Origin of the sequence: Lentilactobacillus diolivorans DSM 14421 (assembly GCF_001434255.1) — a bacterium.
GTDB classification, from domain to species: Bacteria; Bacillota; Bacilli; order Lactobacillales; family Lactobacillaceae; genus Lentilactobacillus; species Lentilactobacillus diolivorans.
On sequence record NZ_AZEY01000041.1, the window covers coordinates 13,529 to 31,130 of the forward strand.

Genomic DNA, 17,602 nt, shown 5'->3' on the forward strand with positions numbered 1-17,602 from the left:
GGGTGGCAGAGAAATGAAACGAGATATTGAAGACGCAACATCAATTTCCGAAGCTGATTTGGAAAAATTAACCAAAGAAGCGAATCAAGAAGCAACACCATCTGCCGCTAAAATTATGTGGCGTGAATTTGTGGCTGATAAGCCAGCGTTGATTTCATTGTTCATCTTGATTGTATTTATCCTATTTGTCATTATTGCGTCGATGTTTATTGACGTCCCTAAAATGATGGAAACCAATATTATGGGATACTACGCAAAACCATTTACACCAGAGTATTGGTTAGGTGCTGATGCTGGTGGCCGGTCGATTGCCAAAGAGTTGGTCGTTGGTTCGCGAAACTCAATTTGTATCGCGATTGGTTTGACGATTATTTCGTCAACCTTCGGGATTTGCTGGGGCCTGGTTTCCGGTTACTTTGGCGGTATGGTCGATTTGGCAATGCAACGGGTTTATGACTTTATGATGATTATTCCAATGCTGATGACGATCATTGTCATTGTGACGATCATTCCCCATTACAATGCCATCACATTAACCTTAATTTTGTCGATCTTCTATTGGATGGGAACTTCCCGACTGATTCGTTCACGAACCTTATCGGAATCTCAAAAAGATTACGTTGCGGCATCGAAAACTTCGGGAACTGGTAACTTAAAGATTATCTTTCGTGAAATTATGCCCAACATTTCATCATTGATTATTGTTGATACGACATTGTCATTCGCCGAAAATATCGGGGTTGAAACCGGACTTTCATTCTTGGGCTTTGGTCTACCAATGGGAACCCCATCACTTGGTACTTTAATCGCGAACGCCAATGATCCGGAAAACATTACTGGTTATTGGTGGACTTGGCTTCCTGCTGCCGTTGAAATTATTATTTTATGTTTATCCATTAGTTACATCGGTCAAGTCATGAGACGGACAACCAATGCTGCCCAACGTCGTGGCCAAGACAAAAAGTAACGATTGATCATTAAAGGAGATGATGTGTTTTTTGCATATTGAGGTGAGTTTCAATTGTTAGTTTAGTTGGTTTCTATTAAATTTTTGGAGGGATGTTCATGAGCAATAAAAAGAAATGGCTCACAGCTGGGATTGCGATGCTGTCAGTCATGACCTTGGCTGCTTGTTCGAATAGTAAGAGTAGTAATTCGGGTACAACCAAACATATTTCGTTACCAGCATCGTATACCGGTTCTGGTAAAGCAACGACCGCCGGTAATAATAGTACGTTGAAAGTTGCTGAAGTTAACGATGCACCATTTGCTGGGATTTCATCACCAACTTTGAGCACTAATGCTGAAGATCAAGATGTTTTTGCACCTGGTGGTAGCCAATGGGGCGCAATTGATGGTTTGTTTAACGTAACTAAAAATTATAAGATTATTAATGGTGGTTTAGCTAATCTTAAGCTGGATCGAAAGGCTAAAACGGCAACCATTACACTTCGAAAGGATGCAAAGTGGTCTAATGGTTCGAAAGTTACTGCTAAAGATGTTGAGTATCCATACGAAATTATCGGTAATAAGAATACAACGTCTCAGCAATATTCATCAGATTTTGCCGCTATTAAAGGAATGGCTGCTTATCATGCTGGAAAAGCAAAAACCATTTCAGGATTTACATATCCAGATGGACAAAAAGGTCGGACAGTTGTTATTCACTTCACCAAAATGTCGCCTTCAATGCAATATTTAGGGAACTCGTTTATTTGGCAATCTGTCGAGCCATATGAATATTATGGAAAGACACCAATTTCAAAACTTGCTTCGTCACCTAAAGTTCGAAAGAATCCGATTTTTACTGGTCCGTATAAACTTGACAAAGTTGTTCAGGGTGAATCAACCAGTTGGTCGCCAAATAAGTATTATTATGGCAAGAAACCACAGATTAAGAACATTACTATTCAAGTTGTTTCATCTAATAACATTGTGGCAGCTTTTAAATCGAAAAAATATGATTTCGCTGCTGGCGGACCTAATGTTGTAATGCCATCTAGTCAATATCCTAAAGTTAAAGTATTAAAAGACTATACAGAAACAGGTATTCCAGCAATGGGGTATTCATATTTTGGCTTTAATGTTGGGCATATGAACACTAAGACAGGCTTAAATGTCATGGATAAGAATTCTAAAATGGGTAATAAGAATTTACGTCGGGCTATGATGTACGCTGTTAATGTTGATGCTGTTGCGAAGAAATTCGGTAATGGACTCAGCTGGCGTGCGAATACTTTGATCCCACCAACATTCAAGAATGTCTATGATTCAAAGACACCTGGTTTCAAATATAATATGAAGAAAGCCAAGTCATTGCTTAATAAAGCTGGCTATAAAAAGCAAGGTAAGTGGCGAACTGATCCCAATGGCAAGAAGTTGGTCATTCATCTTGGAGCTATGACAAGCTCTGCTGCAACCGAAGCAACCTATCAATATTACTTGCAACAATGGCATAAGGCTGGACTGAACGTTAAGATGACTACTGGAAAGCCAATGGAAATGAATAGCTTCTATTCAACTATTCAAAAACCAAAGCAAAACAAAATTGATGTTTTCCTTGGCGCATGGTCAACTTCATCGGAACCAACACCAACCCAAATTTATGGTGTTGATGCACCTTACAATATGGGACATTTTGCAAGTAAGAAGAACACTCAATTATTGAACAGTTTGAATAGCAACAAGGCATGGAATGCCAAGTATCGGGCACAACAATTCAAGAAGTGGCAACGATACATGAACAGTCAAGCCGCTTACGGTCCAGAACAGTTTAATTTAGCATGGACACCTGTTAACCATCGAGTAAAGGGTTATGATGTTAATGCTCAAAATAATGAATTCTGGAGCAACCTATCCTTAACTGCCGCAAATCCTAAATAATAGTTCAACTGTTATGACAGGTGATTAAAAGCATCGCTATAAACAGCGGTGCTTTTAATTTTACATAGTTTTTTGGAGATGATCGCGTGAAAAAAGGATTTTATTTACTACTCATCGGCGAATCAATGTCACAAATTGGCAATAATTTATTTGATATTGCGATTATGTGGTACTTATATAAAGTAACGACTAACGCGTTGACTATTGGAATTGTAACAGCGATATTCAACTTAATCGTCTTATTGAATATCTATACGGGGTTTCTAGCCGATAAATTTAAGAAAACGAACATAATGAAGTTGGTTGATGGTGTCCAGGTTGTCTTAATGATTCTGGCAACTATCATTTATCAGTCCGGTGACATCACGCTAGTGTCCATTGTCCTAATTTCGTTTCTTTCAAAGGTCTTGGGAACGTTCTTTAATCCGGCAGTTGATGCATTGATTCCACAATTGGTTGACCGCGCCTCCTTAAGTAAAGCTAATGGCCTTAATCAGGGCGTTCAGATGGTAACGCAAATGATTGGAATGTTGCTGGGTGGTGTGATGGTTGCCTTTGTACCCTTATCTTGGTTCATGGCGATTAACGGCGGCACGTTTATTATTTCGATAATCTTTATCTACGCGTTGACGTTAACTTTCCATGAAAAGGTGTCGAAAGTGGTGGCAAAACAGGATAGTAAATGGTATGCCGGTGTTAACTATATCTTCCGGCAGCCTATTTTAAAAATCGTGATTTTTCTTGCTCTGATCATCAACTTTACTCTTGGCCCGGTTATGGGACTGGATATTATTTGGGTTCGTGGCGCGCTTCATTCCAGCGCTTTGATCTATAGTATGACTCAGATTGGATTGATGAGCGGCGTGATTCTTGGAAATATCCTTGTTAACTTGGTGAAATGGCCTTTGAAACGAAAACTGGTGTTTACGTTTCTGGTCATGGGCGCGTCGGTATCTTTAATGGCACTGTTAAGAAGCCCAATTGGCACAATCTTCACGCTTGTCACAATGGGGTTAGCTGCTGGTTTTATTAATGTTTCGGTCTACACAATCATTCAAACGCAAACCCCTACCAATTTATTAGGACGGGTTAGCGGTTCGGTTCTTGCCGGCTGTAATATTTCAATGCCCTTGGGAATTATGGTTGGTGGTGCCGTTTCTCATGTCATTGGAATTGACGAACTATTTTTACTGGAAGGGGTGATGACATTAATGATTGCCATTTTTGTCCTTAGCATACTGCGAGTACCACAATCAGTGGCGTAATAACGAATGGAGAAAGTATATGAAAGATAAGACTATTTCCGCTGCCTGTGCTTGGCATCCCAAACCAACGGCAAGCACAATTTTTGAAAAGAAATTTACAACCGGGGAGTTACCAATTGAGCCGAATCACTACCGGCTTATTTGGGGGCGCTTCTGTCCTTGGGCAACGCCAATTGCCATTTTGATGGATTATACCGGGCTAAATAAGGTCATTTCAAAAGGTGCGATTTATTCATTACGGCATGCCGGGGTTGACGATGATTGGTTCTTTGGAAAGACCGACAGCGATCAGGATCCCATTTTAAAAACGACAAGATTATCGCAAAATTATCGAAAGGCAGATCCTAAATTCGATCAGCGGCCGTCAGTTCCAGCACTGGTTGATATTAAAACGGGCAAGGTGGTTAATAATTCATCGGATCAGATCATGAATGAGTTATCAACTGCTTGGAAGTCCTATTTTACGGTTGATGTCCCGGATATTTTTCCAGATGATCAAAGTGAGGCCATTTTAGCCTTAAACCGGATGATTGTTAACGACGTGACATCGATTCCGGGAAAGATAATGGCGGTTGATTCGCAGGCGGCTTATGAAAAATTAGCCAAGCAGTTTTTCGACCGTTTGGACTGGTTTGAGAAGCGGTTAGGCAATAATCGCTTTCTGCTCGGCGATCACATCACGCAGCCGGATATTCGATTGTTTGTAAGTTTGGTTCGGTTTGATGTGGTGTTCTACTTTAAAAACAAGTTAAATCAAAAACGGTTGGATGAGTATCCCAATCTTTGGCGTTACGCGAGAGAATGTTACCAAATTACAGCGTTTAAGCAGGATACTGACTTTGAATCCATTAAGGCCCATTTTTATCAAGTGAGTGACGAACCGGTGACTTCTTTGGACCGGGTTATTCCCGATGGGCCGGATTTGAGTCGCTGGGAATATTGATTGCCTGATGTAACACGATTGTGACCGAGCGAAAATGTGGCGAAAAAAAACAGCTTTCAGCGTAAGGGGCTTATCAGAATATTCTAACCTTGAATATTCTGATAAGCCCCTTACGCTGAAAAGCTAGGCGTTTTTTTCTCCGCTCTGTTTATGTTTACGATAAAGCATCTGGATACCCATGCCAATTCCAACTAGAACAAAAACGCAGGCGCCCGTGCCAAGCGTATTAATCAGATAGGCCATAAAGTGGTAAGTGTGGTGTACGAGAAACGAGTAGCCGCCAAACACAATAAAGTTACATAAAAATAGTGCCAGGATGATTGATAAAGCCGTTGTTAAATAGGCTTTCATTTGAATTAGCCACTCCTTTTAAGTGAAAGCGGTAGTGATTTGGTTTCAAAATAAGTTGGTTAAATGATGACTCGCTTGAATCTCATCTCAAAATAACCAGTGCCAGTGAAAGTTTAACCGTTTTTATGTGCTTGATGCTTATAGTAGATCTTTTTTATCTCAGCACCAATTCCATAAAAAAGAGCCGCAAAGAAACTGACACCAAGCGTATCAGATAAATAAGTCATAAAGTGATAGGTATGGTTGACCAAGACCGAATAACCACCCAGGATGCCAAAATTATATAAAAACAGGATAACCACGATTGATAGAATTGTAATTAAAAAGTCTTTCATCTAAACCGGTAACTCCTTTCTATGTAAAAATAATTATGACCGGCCTTTGAATTAAAGTATTCAATCAGGACTGACTACATAAACCGATTCTTTCGATACCTCTTGTAGAAATAAACGACACTCCAGACAATCCCAAAAATGATGCTTCCTTCGATCGTATTGGTCAAATATTCCCAGAAAGGATAACTGTGGTGAACAATTAGTGAGTAGCTGCCGGAGAGGATAAAGTGATAAATACTCAGGAAGATTGGACAATAGATTAACTCGGAACGATCCATGAAGGTTAACAACTCTTTTTTCCATACCTTATCACATTAATTGATCACCGTTCAATGACCTAGCCAATGTTTGCGGGCATTTAAAGATGGATTAATCAAGTGAATCGGGATGGTCATTAAGTCGGATTCCTTAATCCACATTGACTAAGTTGGTTACGAGATGTCATGTTATACTAAGACAAATTCAAATAGGAGGATGCTTATGATACAATTCGATCATTTGCGAAAAACATATGGCAACACTGAGGCGTTGAAAGACCTGTCACTCAAGATTCCCGATGGTGAAATTTTTGGCTTTCTCGGCCACAACGGTGCTGGGAAATCAACCACTTTGAAGAGTCTGGTGAGCATTATTGAACCAACGGCGGGGACAATTCAAGTTGATGGCTTATCCCTTGAAGAACAGCGATTGGCAATCAAACGAAAAATTGGCTATGTGCCCGATTCACCCGATATTTTTCTGGAATTAACAGCCAATGACTATTGGGATTTGTTATCCTCAGCTTACCAGATTCCAAAGGAAAGTCGCGAACAGCGCCAAACTAAATTAGTTAATTTATTTGATATGCAGGATCATGTTGATCAGCCTATTGGCGAGTTCTCCCACGGGATGCGCCAAAAGACAATTATCATTGGGGCGTTGCTACCCGACCCTGATATTTGGGTATTGGATGAGCCGATGACCGGTTTAGATCCTCAAGCTGCCTATGATTTGAAACAACTGATGAAAGCCCACGCTGCCAAGGGGAAGACGGTTATTTTTTCAACCCATGTGTTGGCAACTGCCCAAGAGCTTTGCGATGAGTTGGCGATTTTGCGGCACGGGGAGTTAATTTACAATGGATCAGTCAAACAATTGTTGGCCACAGTTCCGGGTGATAATTTGGAAACTATTTATCTTAAAATGGCCGGTCGTAGTGGGGACGATCAAGTAATTGGCAGCCTTGAAGGGGATGATCCGCATGTTTAGCTCTCAACTCTGGCAATTAATTAAAGTACAGCTTCTGTACGTGAACCCACAAAATACGAAAAAGGCACGTGATAATGGTAAAACCGGCCGTCAGTTATTTCAGGCCTTGATTCAACAATACATAATCGTTGGCGTGATTTTTACCGTCATGTTTGGATTCCTGTTATTGACGATTAACTTCGCTCATCATCCAGCTATGTTTACAAGCATGGTGGGGTTATTTTCAATTATCGGCCTGTCGCAAAGCGTTAACACCATCAATAACGTTTTCTTTGAAAGCAAGGATTTAAAGGATTACCTACCCCTGCCATTCAATCAGTGGGCCATTTATTTAGCAAAATTTTCGGTAATTGCCATGACCATTTTACCGACCGCCCTGCCCGTTTGGTTATTATTCATGATTACCGGCGTTCAATCTGGGCATCCCATTCCCTTTGGATTCACTGTTGGAACCCTCCTTTTTGTTGTTTACTATATCTTGCTGTTTCTGGTTTGCACAATTGTCGTCTTTAGCTTTGCCCAAACTAAATTTTTCCAGCGTCATGAAAAAATGATGACCTTTGTGTTGAACGTGGTGAGTATGCTGGCAATGGGGGTTGCGATTCTGGTAATCAATACTACTAATGATCAGCTGGGGATGGCTGGGGCAATTCCCGGTCTGCTTCAAATGCAGCAAATTCTAATTAATCCATTGGGAAAAACAAGTCTGATCACGATGGCAGTGATGGTGATTGGGATCATTTGTTTGATTTTAGTGATGCAAAAATGGTTGCTGCCACGCATGTTAGTTATTGATGCATCAGCTGGAAAGCCGGTGCGGCGCAAGCCTCGGCGGCCTCATCACAATGGGGGCATGGATCGCCAGTTTATCCGTTATAATTTGGGATTATTGAAGAATCCAACCCTGTTAACTCAGTCGTTTTCAATGACGATGTTTCCACTATTCTTCATTTTTGTTTCGCTATTCTTAAATGGCGGATTTTCGCTGGCAAATTTAACGGCTAAATATGCTGGCGCAATGTTTGTTGCTGGTGTTGGCGTGAGTTTCATGACGATTAATACCGGTTCGGTTATTAGCGTCTTTATTTCCTTGGAGCGGGAAAACCTGTCATTTATCCGGTCCTTACCAATTGACTTTAAACATTATCTTAGTTTGAAATTTAAGCTGATCGTTGGGATTCAAACCATTGTTTTGATTATCCTGGCAGTTGTTTTTGGAATTTTCGCAAAAATGGTTTGGCTGAATATCATTGGACTGGTTTTGGGGGTTGTTTGGGGAAATATCTTAAGCAGTGCCTTCTGTTTTACCCGTGATTGGCAATTGTTGGATTTAAATTGGACCAATGTGACCCAATTATTTAATCGTGGCAGCGGTAACTTTATGATCGGGATTATAATGTTGGGCGTTTTGGTTGCTGGTGGGATTGTTGTGGGTATCTATATGGGATTGCTCAGTAGTTATCCGGCACTCATTATTAATCCAATTGCGACGGTCTTAGTTGTGGTGGCAAGTGGCTTAGCGGTTAGGCACTATTTGAATTATTGGCGGAACATGAAAATAAATTGAGCAGTGTCATTCGATAAAAATAAGTGATCGATAATTGGACTAAGTAGTAAAATAGGATTGACAAAATAATTTCAAAGGACTACGTTAATTCTATGGACATCGAACAAAGAACCGATCAAGAACTAGCAGATATTTTTAAAGTATTGAGTGAGCCAAACCGAATTAGTATTTTGCGGATTCTCCAGCATAGTAACCGTGAGCTGACTTGTGGTGAGGTAAGCCGGCAATTAAATATTTCACCATCAACGGTTTCTTATCATTTTAAAGCTTTGCGCAAGGCTGGGCTGACCAACACGCGGCAAATGGCTCAAGCTAAATTGTTGTCGATTAATCGCGAGACATTTCAGAAGTATTTACCAAATTTTTTGGATTCCCTGTGAATCCTTTTATTTTGGAAGCTTATTTCGATAAGTGTCGAATTAAAAAGAGAGGAAGAATAAGATGACAGTTCAACTGTTTTATGCTTCTGGAGCAAGTTCAATGGCGCCACATATCGTATTAGAAGAGAGTGGATTATCCTATACAGCAAATCGAGTGAATTTAGATCGCAAAATTTGGGCTAAAGGGGATTATAATAAGATCAACCCTAAATCGTATGTGCCAACGTTGATTTTAGATGATGGGACCGTTCTGACTGAGTGTGCGGTTATCCTGGAATATTTGGCGACCCGAGTTGATGATCATTTAATCGCACCTTACCAGTCGCCAGACTATTGGCAGCAACGGTCCTGGTTGAATTACATTGCCACGGAGTTACATGAGAACTTTATTTCGCCGTTTCGACATGGTAATTGGTTGCCGAACACAGCCGAGTCAAAACAATTAGTTTACCAACGGGTTTATCCGCGATTAAAATTTGTGGAAGCTCAGTTTGGGACTGGCAAACCGTGGTTAACCGGCGATCAATTTTCACTTGCTGACCCATATCTATTTGTCATGACAAATTGGCTGCGACGGCTGAACTTTGGTTTTGAAGGGTTACCGAACCTACAGGCATTTGATGAACGGATGCGTCAACGGCCAAGTGTTCAACGTGTATTGATCCAGGAAGGAAAGCCCCATTCGTTAACCGATAAATAAAGAATAATGGATTGAGGAGAAAATAAGATGGTTGAATATAAATACGATACCCAATGTTTAATTGATGGTCATGATTTGGATGAAGATGCAATTGATGCGTATATCAAAGCACACTTTGAGGGGGACAGTCTCCTTGCGGTTGGTGACGATACGCTGATTAAAATTCATTTTCATACCAACAAACCATGGGAAATTCTAGAGTACTGTGCATCATTAGGTGAGATCTTTGATATTGTGGTCGAAGATATGGATCGCCAAGCACGTGGATTGAAGGGATAAAATTGGCAGTTCATTCAGGACTAAAAGATATTTTGTTGGTGATTGATGTTCAAAATGGTCTCAGTTCGGCGGCTAACTTTGGCGAGTTGGTAACTAAAATTAATCAGCGGATTGACCAGTACCGTCAAGCTCACCGACCAATTGTATTCGTGCAACATGTTAATGGAGATTTGCCTTATGACAGTCAGGCTTGGCAGTTAGCGCCAGGATTGCATCGACAGTCTGCCGATCGAGTGATTCTCAAGTATCATTCGGATTCATTCTTTGAAACCGGTTTGGCAGATTTTCTGCATCACCGGTCAATTTCGGCAGTTGAGGTTTGTGGCCTGCAAACCGAATATTGTATTGATACTGCTATTCGAGTGGGACATGATTTAGGTTTTAAAATGGCGATTATCAGTGGCTTGGACTCAACGTTTGACACGAAAGACTTATCTGCGAACCAAATTATCAAGCATCATGAAATGATTTGGAATGGATCGTTTGCCGAAGTCATGAGTGAGCCGATTAATTGGGTGTGAGCAATTTTACAAAAGGCGAGTGACCAATATGAGCAGTGAAAGTGATCAACAGGTAATTCAAATGATTGCCGAAACACCTGACTTGATGACCATTTTGCAGATGATTGAACGGCTTCATCTTCGTCAAGGTGCCTTGGCCGCCGGGAGTATTCGAAATACAGTCTGGCAAATTTTAAATCACCGACCCACCGGTTTGACCAGTGATGTTGATGTTGTTTTCTTTGATCCTCGAAGGCCAAAAAGCGATGATGGTCGACTTGATCAACAACTTAACCATGAGGCGCCGCAGTTTCAGTGGCAGGTGAAAAACGAAGCCCATATGCACCATTATGACTTCACTGACCGGCCGCCGTTTACTTCGGTTAGGGATGCCATTGCTAATTTTGTTGAAACGCCAACCTGTATTGGGGCTTATTTGAAAAATAATCAGATTCAGCTGATCGCACCATATGGAACGGATGATTTGGTTAATTTGATTTGTCGGCCGGTGCCAAGCTTTCGAAATGATAACGCCCATTTAACCATTTATCAGGACCGAATCCGGCGAAAAGGTTGGCAGCGTGAGTGGCCGGCGTTGAAAATTATGGCGTTGTGATCTTGGGCCTCTGTTGTATTCCTTAAATGCTGAGTTTAGTTGCGATACTTCTTCTAGAGGAGTTTTGATGATCTGAATCGATAATTTTTGAGTATAATGCCAAATTATTGCACCTTTTTCGCCCTCCCAGCACAATATATCTACTTAATTATACTGGCATTAGTTATCCAAGTGACTCAGCCTTATTGAACGTTTTTGGATTAATCTTATTGATTAAAATAGAGGTGCCTTTTACATAAAAGCATAAAACATCTGAAAAGGTAAAATAAGTAGTATGGGAGACATAAATTTCAGTGAATTAAAAAATCCAAGCAACTCGAGGCATGGTTCTCTCAAATTGCTTGGATTTTTAATCTTTAAATTAACGGATATTGAAATTCACTTTAAGATTAATTAAGGCGCTATTGATCCTGATATTTTCCATTATTATATAATTTGAAAATATTTTTGCCATCTGGCAACTCAACCGTAATTTTCTCATAAGCAGACTTAAACCCATGATGTTTCAATTGAACATTTACATTGTCACCATCAACTGCAATCCGATACTGGTTAAACTCGCCGTCTTGATAATTGAAGTCAGTACCATCATCTTGATAATGTTGATAATCTGCGTGATCACCGAAGACTTTAAAGGTTATCTCCTGATCAGCTTTTTCTGAAACGTGATCAACAGACTTTCCCCATGGAAGAATTGTGTTTTTCTTAATAAATAGCGGTAGCTTATCAAGTGGTGCATCCATCACAATATCTTGTTGGCCTTCATATTCACGGTTGTTCCAGAAGTCAATCCATTGGCCTTCCGGCAGGTAAACTAACCGTTTGGCTTGTGATGGTTCAACAATTGGGGCAACTAATACATTATCGCCAACCATAAATTCGTCGTTGATTTCACGGGTTCTTGGATCATTATCATAATTTAAAACAAGTGGTCGCATGATTGGTAATCCGTTCTTCGATTCTTGGGCAAATAAGTCATACAGATAAGGGATGAAGTGATAACGTAATTTCAAGTACTTACGGTAAATTGAAAGTGTTGGTTCACCAAAACTCCATGGCTCTTGATGACGAGTTCCCATTGCACTGTGATTTCTTAGCAGTGGGCTGAAGATAGCTGCTTCAATCCAACGGGTTAGCAGCTCTGATGTTGTATCTGAAGCAAATCCGCCAATATCAGTTCCTACAAAACTAAACCCGCTCATTCCCAGATTACATAGTTGTGGAATCATCATTTGAATGTGAGGCCAAATGCTTCGGTTGTCGCCTGTCCAGATAGTTGAATACTTTTGAGTTCCGGCATAAGCAGCGCGGGTAATAACAAATGGTCGTTTATCCTGTTGTTTTTTTAATCCTGCATAGGTAGCACGCGCCATATTATGACCATAAACATTATGCATTTTTTTATGTGTTGATTTTTTGTTTTCATCGCTAAAGATGATATTATCGGGAATTTGACCTTCAAATGAAGCCGGTTCGTTCATATCGATCCAAACGCCGGATACTTCCATATCCGTTAAGAATTTATTGTTATTAGCCCACCACTGGCGTACTTTGGGATTGCCAAAATCAGGGAAGGCGGAATCACCGGGCCATACTTTATTGATATAAACTTTTCCGTCTGGTGAAGTAACAAAGTAACCATTTTTTATACCACTAGCATAGGTCTGATATTCCGGGTCTTTTTTAACACCCGGATCAATAATCGGCACAACTTTGATTCCCTGATTCTTTAGATCTGAAACAAACTTTTTAGGATTGCCATTGTAATTATCTTTATTCCATGTGAAAACACGATAGCCACGCATATAGTCAACATCAAAATGAATTGCATCGCAAGGCAGGTCGTATTTTTTAAGCCCATCCACAATATCTTGAACTTCCTTTTGGCTGGCGCTATATCCCCAACGAGATTGCTGGTAACCAAGTGTCCACTTTTGAGGCAATGGGACTCGTCCGGTTAAGTAAGTATAGTTGGTAACGACATCTTTTAACGAACGACCGCCTAAAACATAATAATCGATATTGCCATCTACAGCGGTATAGAAATAATAGTTTGAATTTTCCTTGCCCATGTCGAAATGGCTCTTATAGGTGTTATCAAAGAACAAGCCATAAGGTCGACCGTTTTTTAACCCCAGCATTACGGGAATTGATTTATAGAGTTTAGTGAAGTTTTCCAATTGTGGGTTGGGATTGTCGACATTCCAGTTATCGTATTCGTAGCCACGTTTATTTAAGTAACCGGTTTTATCACCCAAACCATAAAGTTGCTCATCAGCCGCAAGTGATTTAACGATTTGGTAGTAACCGGAATCTGATTTAACTGTTGATTCGCTGACACTATGCCCTTCAGCTTTAACCAAGCGTTCATGAACTTTGTCGATTCCTTTATTCAGCAACTGACGTTTACCTCGATAATCAGTGACTAAGGGATTACCTTTTTGGTCGTAAACGTCAAGGTGTTGGCCAGCATCCAATTTAATGGTCAAGGCAGAAGTCCTTAGCTCATAATGGTCGTCAATCTGCTTAATGGTGAAGTCGGTCTTTTGTTCTTTACTTCCTTCAATGGCATAGGATGATCCGTCATTTCCACGATATTCAAATACGCGAACAATTTCCGGGGTTAATACAGTTAATTGTAATTGATGGTTCGAATAATCAAAGGTGATTGTTTGTCCATGCTGTTCATAATTTGGTAATTTGGTTTTAGACATTTCCAACATAGTAAGATTTCCTTTCAGTATTTAATTTATTATTTATTTGGCACTATCTGACAGGTCTTCTTGAGGCTTGTCCTGTTTAATAACACTGATTGCTAATGTAGCAATTAACATTGAAATACCAGCTACCAACATCATACCTGGCATTGAGTTGCCAACTAGTTGAAAGACGATGAAGCTGGCAACAGAGGCAATAATTTGTGGTAGGCAAATTGTGCCATTGAAAATACCAATATATGAGCCTTCATGTGAGCCGTTTAATGATGAAGTGAAGATATTAAATGGTTCGACGTGGATAGTGAAGAAGCCAATACCAATTAAGCAGAATGGTACGATTAACAAATATTGATTATGAATAAAGAATACCCAGATTAATCCAATTGCAAAGGCTAATAGCCCGAAACGGTACCAATTCTTACGTTTGTAAGGATTAGTGCGTGACAGAATAAGGAACCCGTATAAAACGGCTGCAATGGATTGGATAAAGGTTAGAATACCGTACCAGTTACCGGCAGCTTGGTAACCTGAAGAAGCAACATTGGTTGTGTGCCAAACATTTTGAGCAATGGCACCGGTTGTATAAGTCCACATGTATTGAATGCCAATCCAGGCGAACATTTGGACAACTGCAACTTCCCACAAAGCTTTGGGAGCTTCTTTGATTAGTTGCCAAATTGATTTAGACACTTTATGAGCCTGTGGATCAATATGATGATAAAGGGCATAGGTTTGTGGATCATACTCTTTAACCGTGTGAATGGTATAAGCGGAAATTCCGAGAAGAATAGCTGCGCCAATATAGAAAGCTAAACGGACGGACATAGGAACGACGCCTCGCTTGGCAGTATTGGCAACACCCAGATAAGTTAAGACGAATGGTAAGAGTGTGGCAATCACGCCGCCCAGATTACTGAAAGCCTGTTGCCATGACCAAGCTTTATCTTTTTGGCTTTCGTTAACCATATCACCAATGATCATTCGAAATGGTTGCATGCAGACGTTACTTGAAAGATCCATGAATAGAATAGCAATTGCGCCAAAGAGTAACGCTGCAAATGAGGCAAATCCGAATCCAAACGACCCTGCGTTTGGTAAGAGAATCATGACTAAAGCAGCTATTGGTGCACTGAATAATAGATAAGGCATTCTGCGGCCAAAGCGAGTCCATGTCAGGTCGGAATACTTTCCGACTAATGGCTGGACAATTAATCCGGCTAATGGTGGCAAAATAAAGAATAAACCCAACTTTGTTGGATCGGCACCAATGGTTTGAAAGATCCGGCTCATTTGTGATGATTGTAATGAGAAGGCCATGTTAACACCACAAAAGCCAAAGGTAATTGCAAACAATGTTTTCATCGGTAAATTTGGTAATGAGTTCTTAATCTTCGCAGTTTCCCTTTTAACTGGTGAAGATAAAACTTTATGATTTCCTGCTAAATGAGTTGTTGATTGATTCATTTAATCCATCCCCTTAGATAAAATATTTTTAGGAATCATTTCAACAAATTCATCCTAGCACTTTACGTAAACGTTTACAATGGCTATACGGCGATAAAGTAAACGTTTACAAAAAATAAAGTAATTTTTTCCTTGAGAGAGTAGGTTATAATAGGAAATATGAAATCAGGTGAATTTTGAATGAAACCAACCATTAAGGATATCGCTGATAAAGCAGGTGTCTCGATTGCAACGGTGTCCCGAGTATTGGCAAGTAAGGGTGATTCATATAGTAAAAAGACTGGTCGAAAAGTCCTTAAAATTGCCAAAGAAATGGGATATCGAAAAAATAATACTGCGGTTGAACTAGTGAAGAAAAAAGGTAATGTGATTGCTGTTATTATTAATGCCACGCCAACTAACTTTTCTACTCAGATTATTGACGGTATTCAAAAACAAGCTAATAGCCTTGGGCAACACGTGATCATTTTATATGCCGGTAATCGAAGCCCTGAACTACAACATCAAGCAATTTTAACAGCTTTAGAACGCGCAATTTCAGGAATCTTATTAGTAGCGATTGAACCTGATCAGGAGGATATGAAGTTACTTGAGGGGGCAGGGACGCCATTTTGTTTTGTTTCTTTATACTTGGAACAGAACAATATTCTAGCCGTAAGCTCAAATAATCGGGATGTGGCTTATCAAGCAACCAACTATTTAATCGGACACGGTCATAAGAAAATTGGCTTGGCTGGGATTGACCAATACCATACCGGCAGCCAGCGAATTGACGGATATCGTTTGGCGATGAAAGAACACCAGCTTGACGTTGAGGATGATTGGATTAAGTTGGGAGATTATAGCTATGCCTCTGGATTGAAATTACTGGGAGACTTTTTGTCGACACGAGTGACCGGAATTGTGGCTGCTAGTGATATGGTTGCGGCTGGATTATTAAATGCTGCACAGCAAAAAGGTATCCAGCTACCTGATCAATTATCAATTATTAGTATTGATGGCACGGTTATTTGTCAGATTGCGACACCTGCATTGACTAGTGTGACACAAGACTTCTATACTATTGGTGTTGAAAGTGTTAACAAGGTCATGGGCAAGAAAGCACCGTTATTTATACCGACTCATATTACTAAGCGAAGCAGTGTAGCAGAAATATAAAAATGCAAGTGACCTCTTTTAGGTACTTGCATTTTTTGTATTATTTGCAGTTGAAATCAAGTGGTGTATAAGGAGGGTCGAGCGTTTCTTATAGTTTTAAAAGAATCACTGATGTGGCCCTTTCAGTACTTTGTGCGACTCTCTTTTAGCTGAGGTTTTGATTTTAACTTGCCAGTGTTTACTGTTCACTATCAATTTTACGTATCAGTTCACCAAGATCGACCGACATGTCATTTTGGCGTTTCTGAACCTCTCTTAATTGCCCATTTAAAGCCAAAGTCATTGTTTCTTGAATGGATCATAATTCCGTTTACTGATCAAAACGGCACTCTGTTTATCTTCAGCACCAGCTATAATCACTGGTTTAGAATCTCGATTGATTTCTTTAATTAAAGCAAATAGATTTGCTTGTGCTTCAGCTGGACTAATAGTTTTTTCCAATTATGTTCACTCCTCATATTAACGTATAGGATTGCGTCTGCAAATTTTTGACTACGAGGTTTATGACCGCCAAAATGATCTGGTTTAAATCGTTTTTGATGGGTCTCGGTAATGATTATTATTATGAAAAAGCCGGAATAAATCTCATTACTTGGATTTATCCAGACTTTTCTTTTATGAATGATGCATATCTTCATCCGCAAACTTAGCGTAGACGTCCAGATCCTTAAAGTCGCCGTTCATGTAAACATCATCTTTTAGTGTGGCTTCGTGGATAAAGCCGAGCCGTTCGGGAATCGCTTTGCTTTTTTCGTTGACGGAATCGGCCATCACCACAATCTTATGAAGATTAAGCCGACCAAAGCCCACTGAGATGAGTTGTTTAAGTGAAGCCGTCATAATGCCCATCCCTTGATACTGACTGGATAACCAGTAGCCGACCTGAGCGTGGCGGTCAATTGGATCAATCTCGTGCAGGTCGATCATTCCGACTGGTTCATCATTACACAAGATGGTCAGCATAAACAAATGGTGATTGATCATTTGCTCCCGGGCGTATTTCATGAAATTCACTTCGTCTCGAAGATGCTTGGTGGTTTTTGCCCACGGCATCCATTTCTTCAGTTCTTCACGATCATTTTCAACAATCTTGAAGAGGGCCTTGGCGTGACTTTCTTCCGGTAATTCCAAACGAATGGTCCGGCTGCCTAATTGAAACTCCTTTAGCGTAAACATAATTTATCTCCCTCGATAGT

19 protein-coding genes are annotated in these 17,602 nt (G+C 40.2%); 12 read left to right on the top strand and 7 right to left on the bottom strand.

All coding sequences use genetic code 11. From position 1 onward, the window contains the following. Positions 1 to 13 precede the first annotated feature (13 nt). The 4 genes from FC85_RS04450 (at position 14) to FC85_RS04465 (ending at position 5,091) form a co-directional block, all read left to right on the top strand. Positions 14 to 967: an ABC transporter permease gene (locus FC85_RS04450; protein ID WP_057864349.1), complete on the top strand. Its 954-nt coding sequence runs from the start codon at positions 14 to 16 to the stop codon at positions 965 to 967. 98 nt (positions 968 to 1,065) lie between these two features. Further along, positions 1,066 to 2,883: an oligopeptide ABC transporter substrate-binding protein gene (locus FC85_RS04455; protein WP_057864350.1), complete on the top strand. Its 1,818-nt coding sequence runs from the start codon at positions 1,066 to 1,068 to the stop codon at positions 2,881 to 2,883. A gap of 86 nt (positions 2,884 to 2,969) precedes the next feature. Then, a complete protein-coding gene (locus tag FC85_RS04460; protein WP_057864351.1) occupies positions 2,970 to 4,148 on the top strand; it encodes an MFS transporter in 1,179 nt (392 codons plus the stop codon). 19 nt (positions 4,149 to 4,167) lie between these two features. Beyond that, entirely contained in the window at positions 4,168 to 5,091 is a 924-nt protein-coding gene (locus FC85_RS04465) for a glutathione S-transferase C-terminal domain-containing protein (protein ID WP_057864352.1), read from the top strand. Between the two features lie 123 nt (positions 5,092 to 5,214). Here the strand turns inward: FC85_RS04465 and FC85_RS04470 are convergent, their stop codons facing one another. From FC85_RS04470 to FC85_RS15670, 3 genes are all read right to left on the bottom strand, one after another. Then, a complete protein-coding gene (locus FC85_RS04470; RefSeq protein WP_057864353.1) occupies positions 5,215 to 5,442 on the bottom strand; it encodes a hypothetical protein in 228 nt (75 codons plus the stop codon). A 113-nt stretch (positions 5,443 to 5,555) separates the two neighbouring features. Further along, on the bottom strand, positions 5,556 to 5,777 hold the full coding sequence (locus FC85_RS04475) for a hypothetical protein (protein ID WP_057864354.1): 222 nt from the start codon (positions 5,775 to 5,777) through the stop codon (positions 5,556 to 5,558). Between the two features lie 74 nt (positions 5,778 to 5,851). Beyond that, positions 5,852 to 6,055, bottom strand: coding sequence for a hypothetical protein (locus FC85_RS15670; RefSeq protein ID WP_147008603.1), 204 nt, complete (start codon positions 6,053 to 6,055; stop codon positions 5,852 to 5,854). Positions 6,056 to 6,257: 202 nt separating this feature from the next. Between FC85_RS15670 and FC85_RS04480 the strand changes: the two genes are divergently transcribed. From FC85_RS04480 to FC85_RS04510, 7 genes are all read left to right on the top strand, one after another. Then, entirely contained in the window at positions 6,258 to 7,025 is a 768-nt protein-coding gene (locus FC85_RS04480; protein WP_057864355.1) for an ABC transporter ATP-binding protein, read from the top strand. After that, a complete protein-coding gene (locus FC85_RS04485; RefSeq protein ID WP_057864356.1) occupies positions 7,018 to 8,592 on the top strand; it encodes a hypothetical protein in 1,575 nt (524 codons plus the stop codon). Before FC85_RS04480 ends, FC85_RS04485 begins: the two co-directional genes overlap by 8 nt. A gap of 92 nt (positions 8,593 to 8,684) precedes the next feature. Further along, positions 8,685 to 8,972 carry an ArsR/SmtB family transcription factor gene (locus tag FC85_RS04490; protein WP_057864357.1) on the top strand — a complete coding sequence of 96 codons (288 nt, stop codon included), beginning with the start codon at positions 8,685 to 8,687 and terminating at the stop codon, positions 8,970 to 8,972. 61 nt (positions 8,973 to 9,033) lie between these two features. After that, complete coding sequence (locus tag FC85_RS04495) at positions 9,034 to 9,672, top strand: glutathione binding-like protein (protein ID WP_057864358.1); 639 nt, start codon at positions 9,034 to 9,036, stop codon at positions 9,670 to 9,672. A gap of 27 nt (positions 9,673 to 9,699) precedes the next feature. Then, positions 9,700 to 9,951 carry a kinase to dihydroxyacetone kinase gene (locus FC85_RS04500; RefSeq protein ID WP_057864359.1) on the top strand — a complete coding sequence of 84 codons (252 nt, stop codon included), beginning with the start codon at positions 9,700 to 9,702 and terminating at the stop codon, positions 9,949 to 9,951. Positions 9,952 to 9,953: 2 nt separating this feature from the next. After that, on the top strand, positions 9,954 to 10,472 hold the full coding sequence (locus FC85_RS04505) for a cysteine hydrolase family protein (protein ID WP_057864360.1): 519 nt from the start codon (positions 9,954 to 9,956) through the stop codon (positions 10,470 to 10,472). A 28-nt stretch (positions 10,473 to 10,500) separates the two neighbouring features. Continuing rightward, on the top strand, positions 10,501 to 11,067 hold the full coding sequence (locus FC85_RS04510; protein ID WP_057864361.1) for a nucleotidyltransferase family protein: 567 nt from the start codon (positions 10,501 to 10,503) through the stop codon (positions 11,065 to 11,067). A 401-nt stretch (positions 11,068 to 11,468) separates the two neighbouring features. Here FC85_RS04510 and FC85_RS04515 read toward each other — a convergent pair whose 3' ends face one another. Together FC85_RS04515 and FC85_RS04520 are read right to left on the bottom strand one after the other, a co-directional pair. After that, positions 11,469 to 13,781 (bottom strand): glycoside hydrolase family 31 protein, encoded by a 2,313-nt coding sequence (locus tag FC85_RS04515; protein WP_057864462.1) that lies wholly within the window; start codon positions 13,779 to 13,781, stop codon positions 11,469 to 11,471. 42 nt (positions 13,782 to 13,823) lie between these two features. After that, positions 13,824 to 15,248, bottom strand: coding sequence for an SLC45 family MFS transporter (locus FC85_RS04520; RefSeq protein WP_057864362.1), 1,425 nt, complete (start codon positions 15,246 to 15,248; stop codon positions 13,824 to 13,826). 180 nt (positions 15,249 to 15,428) lie between these two features. Between FC85_RS04520 and FC85_RS04525 the strand changes: the two genes are divergently transcribed. Continuing rightward, a complete protein-coding gene (locus FC85_RS04525; protein ID WP_057864363.1) occupies positions 15,429 to 16,406 on the top strand; it encodes a LacI family DNA-binding transcriptional regulator in 978 nt (325 codons plus the stop codon). A 279-nt stretch (positions 16,407 to 16,685) separates the two neighbouring features. On the opposite strand, the gene FC85_RS16100 is transcribed toward FC85_RS04525, so the two are convergent. Together FC85_RS16100 and FC85_RS04535 are read right to left on the bottom strand one after the other, a co-directional pair. After that, positions 16,686 to 16,847 carry a type II toxin-antitoxin system Phd/YefM family antitoxin gene (locus FC85_RS16100; protein ID WP_225427619.1) on the bottom strand — a complete coding sequence of 54 codons (162 nt, stop codon included), beginning with the start codon at positions 16,845 to 16,847 and terminating at the stop codon, positions 16,686 to 16,688. 174 nt (positions 16,848 to 17,021) lie between these two features. Further along, a complete protein-coding gene (locus FC85_RS04535) occupies positions 17,022 to 17,582 on the bottom strand; it encodes a GNAT family N-acetyltransferase (RefSeq protein WP_057864364.1) in 561 nt (186 codons plus the stop codon). Between the last annotated feature and the right edge of the window lie 20 nt (positions 17,583 to 17,602).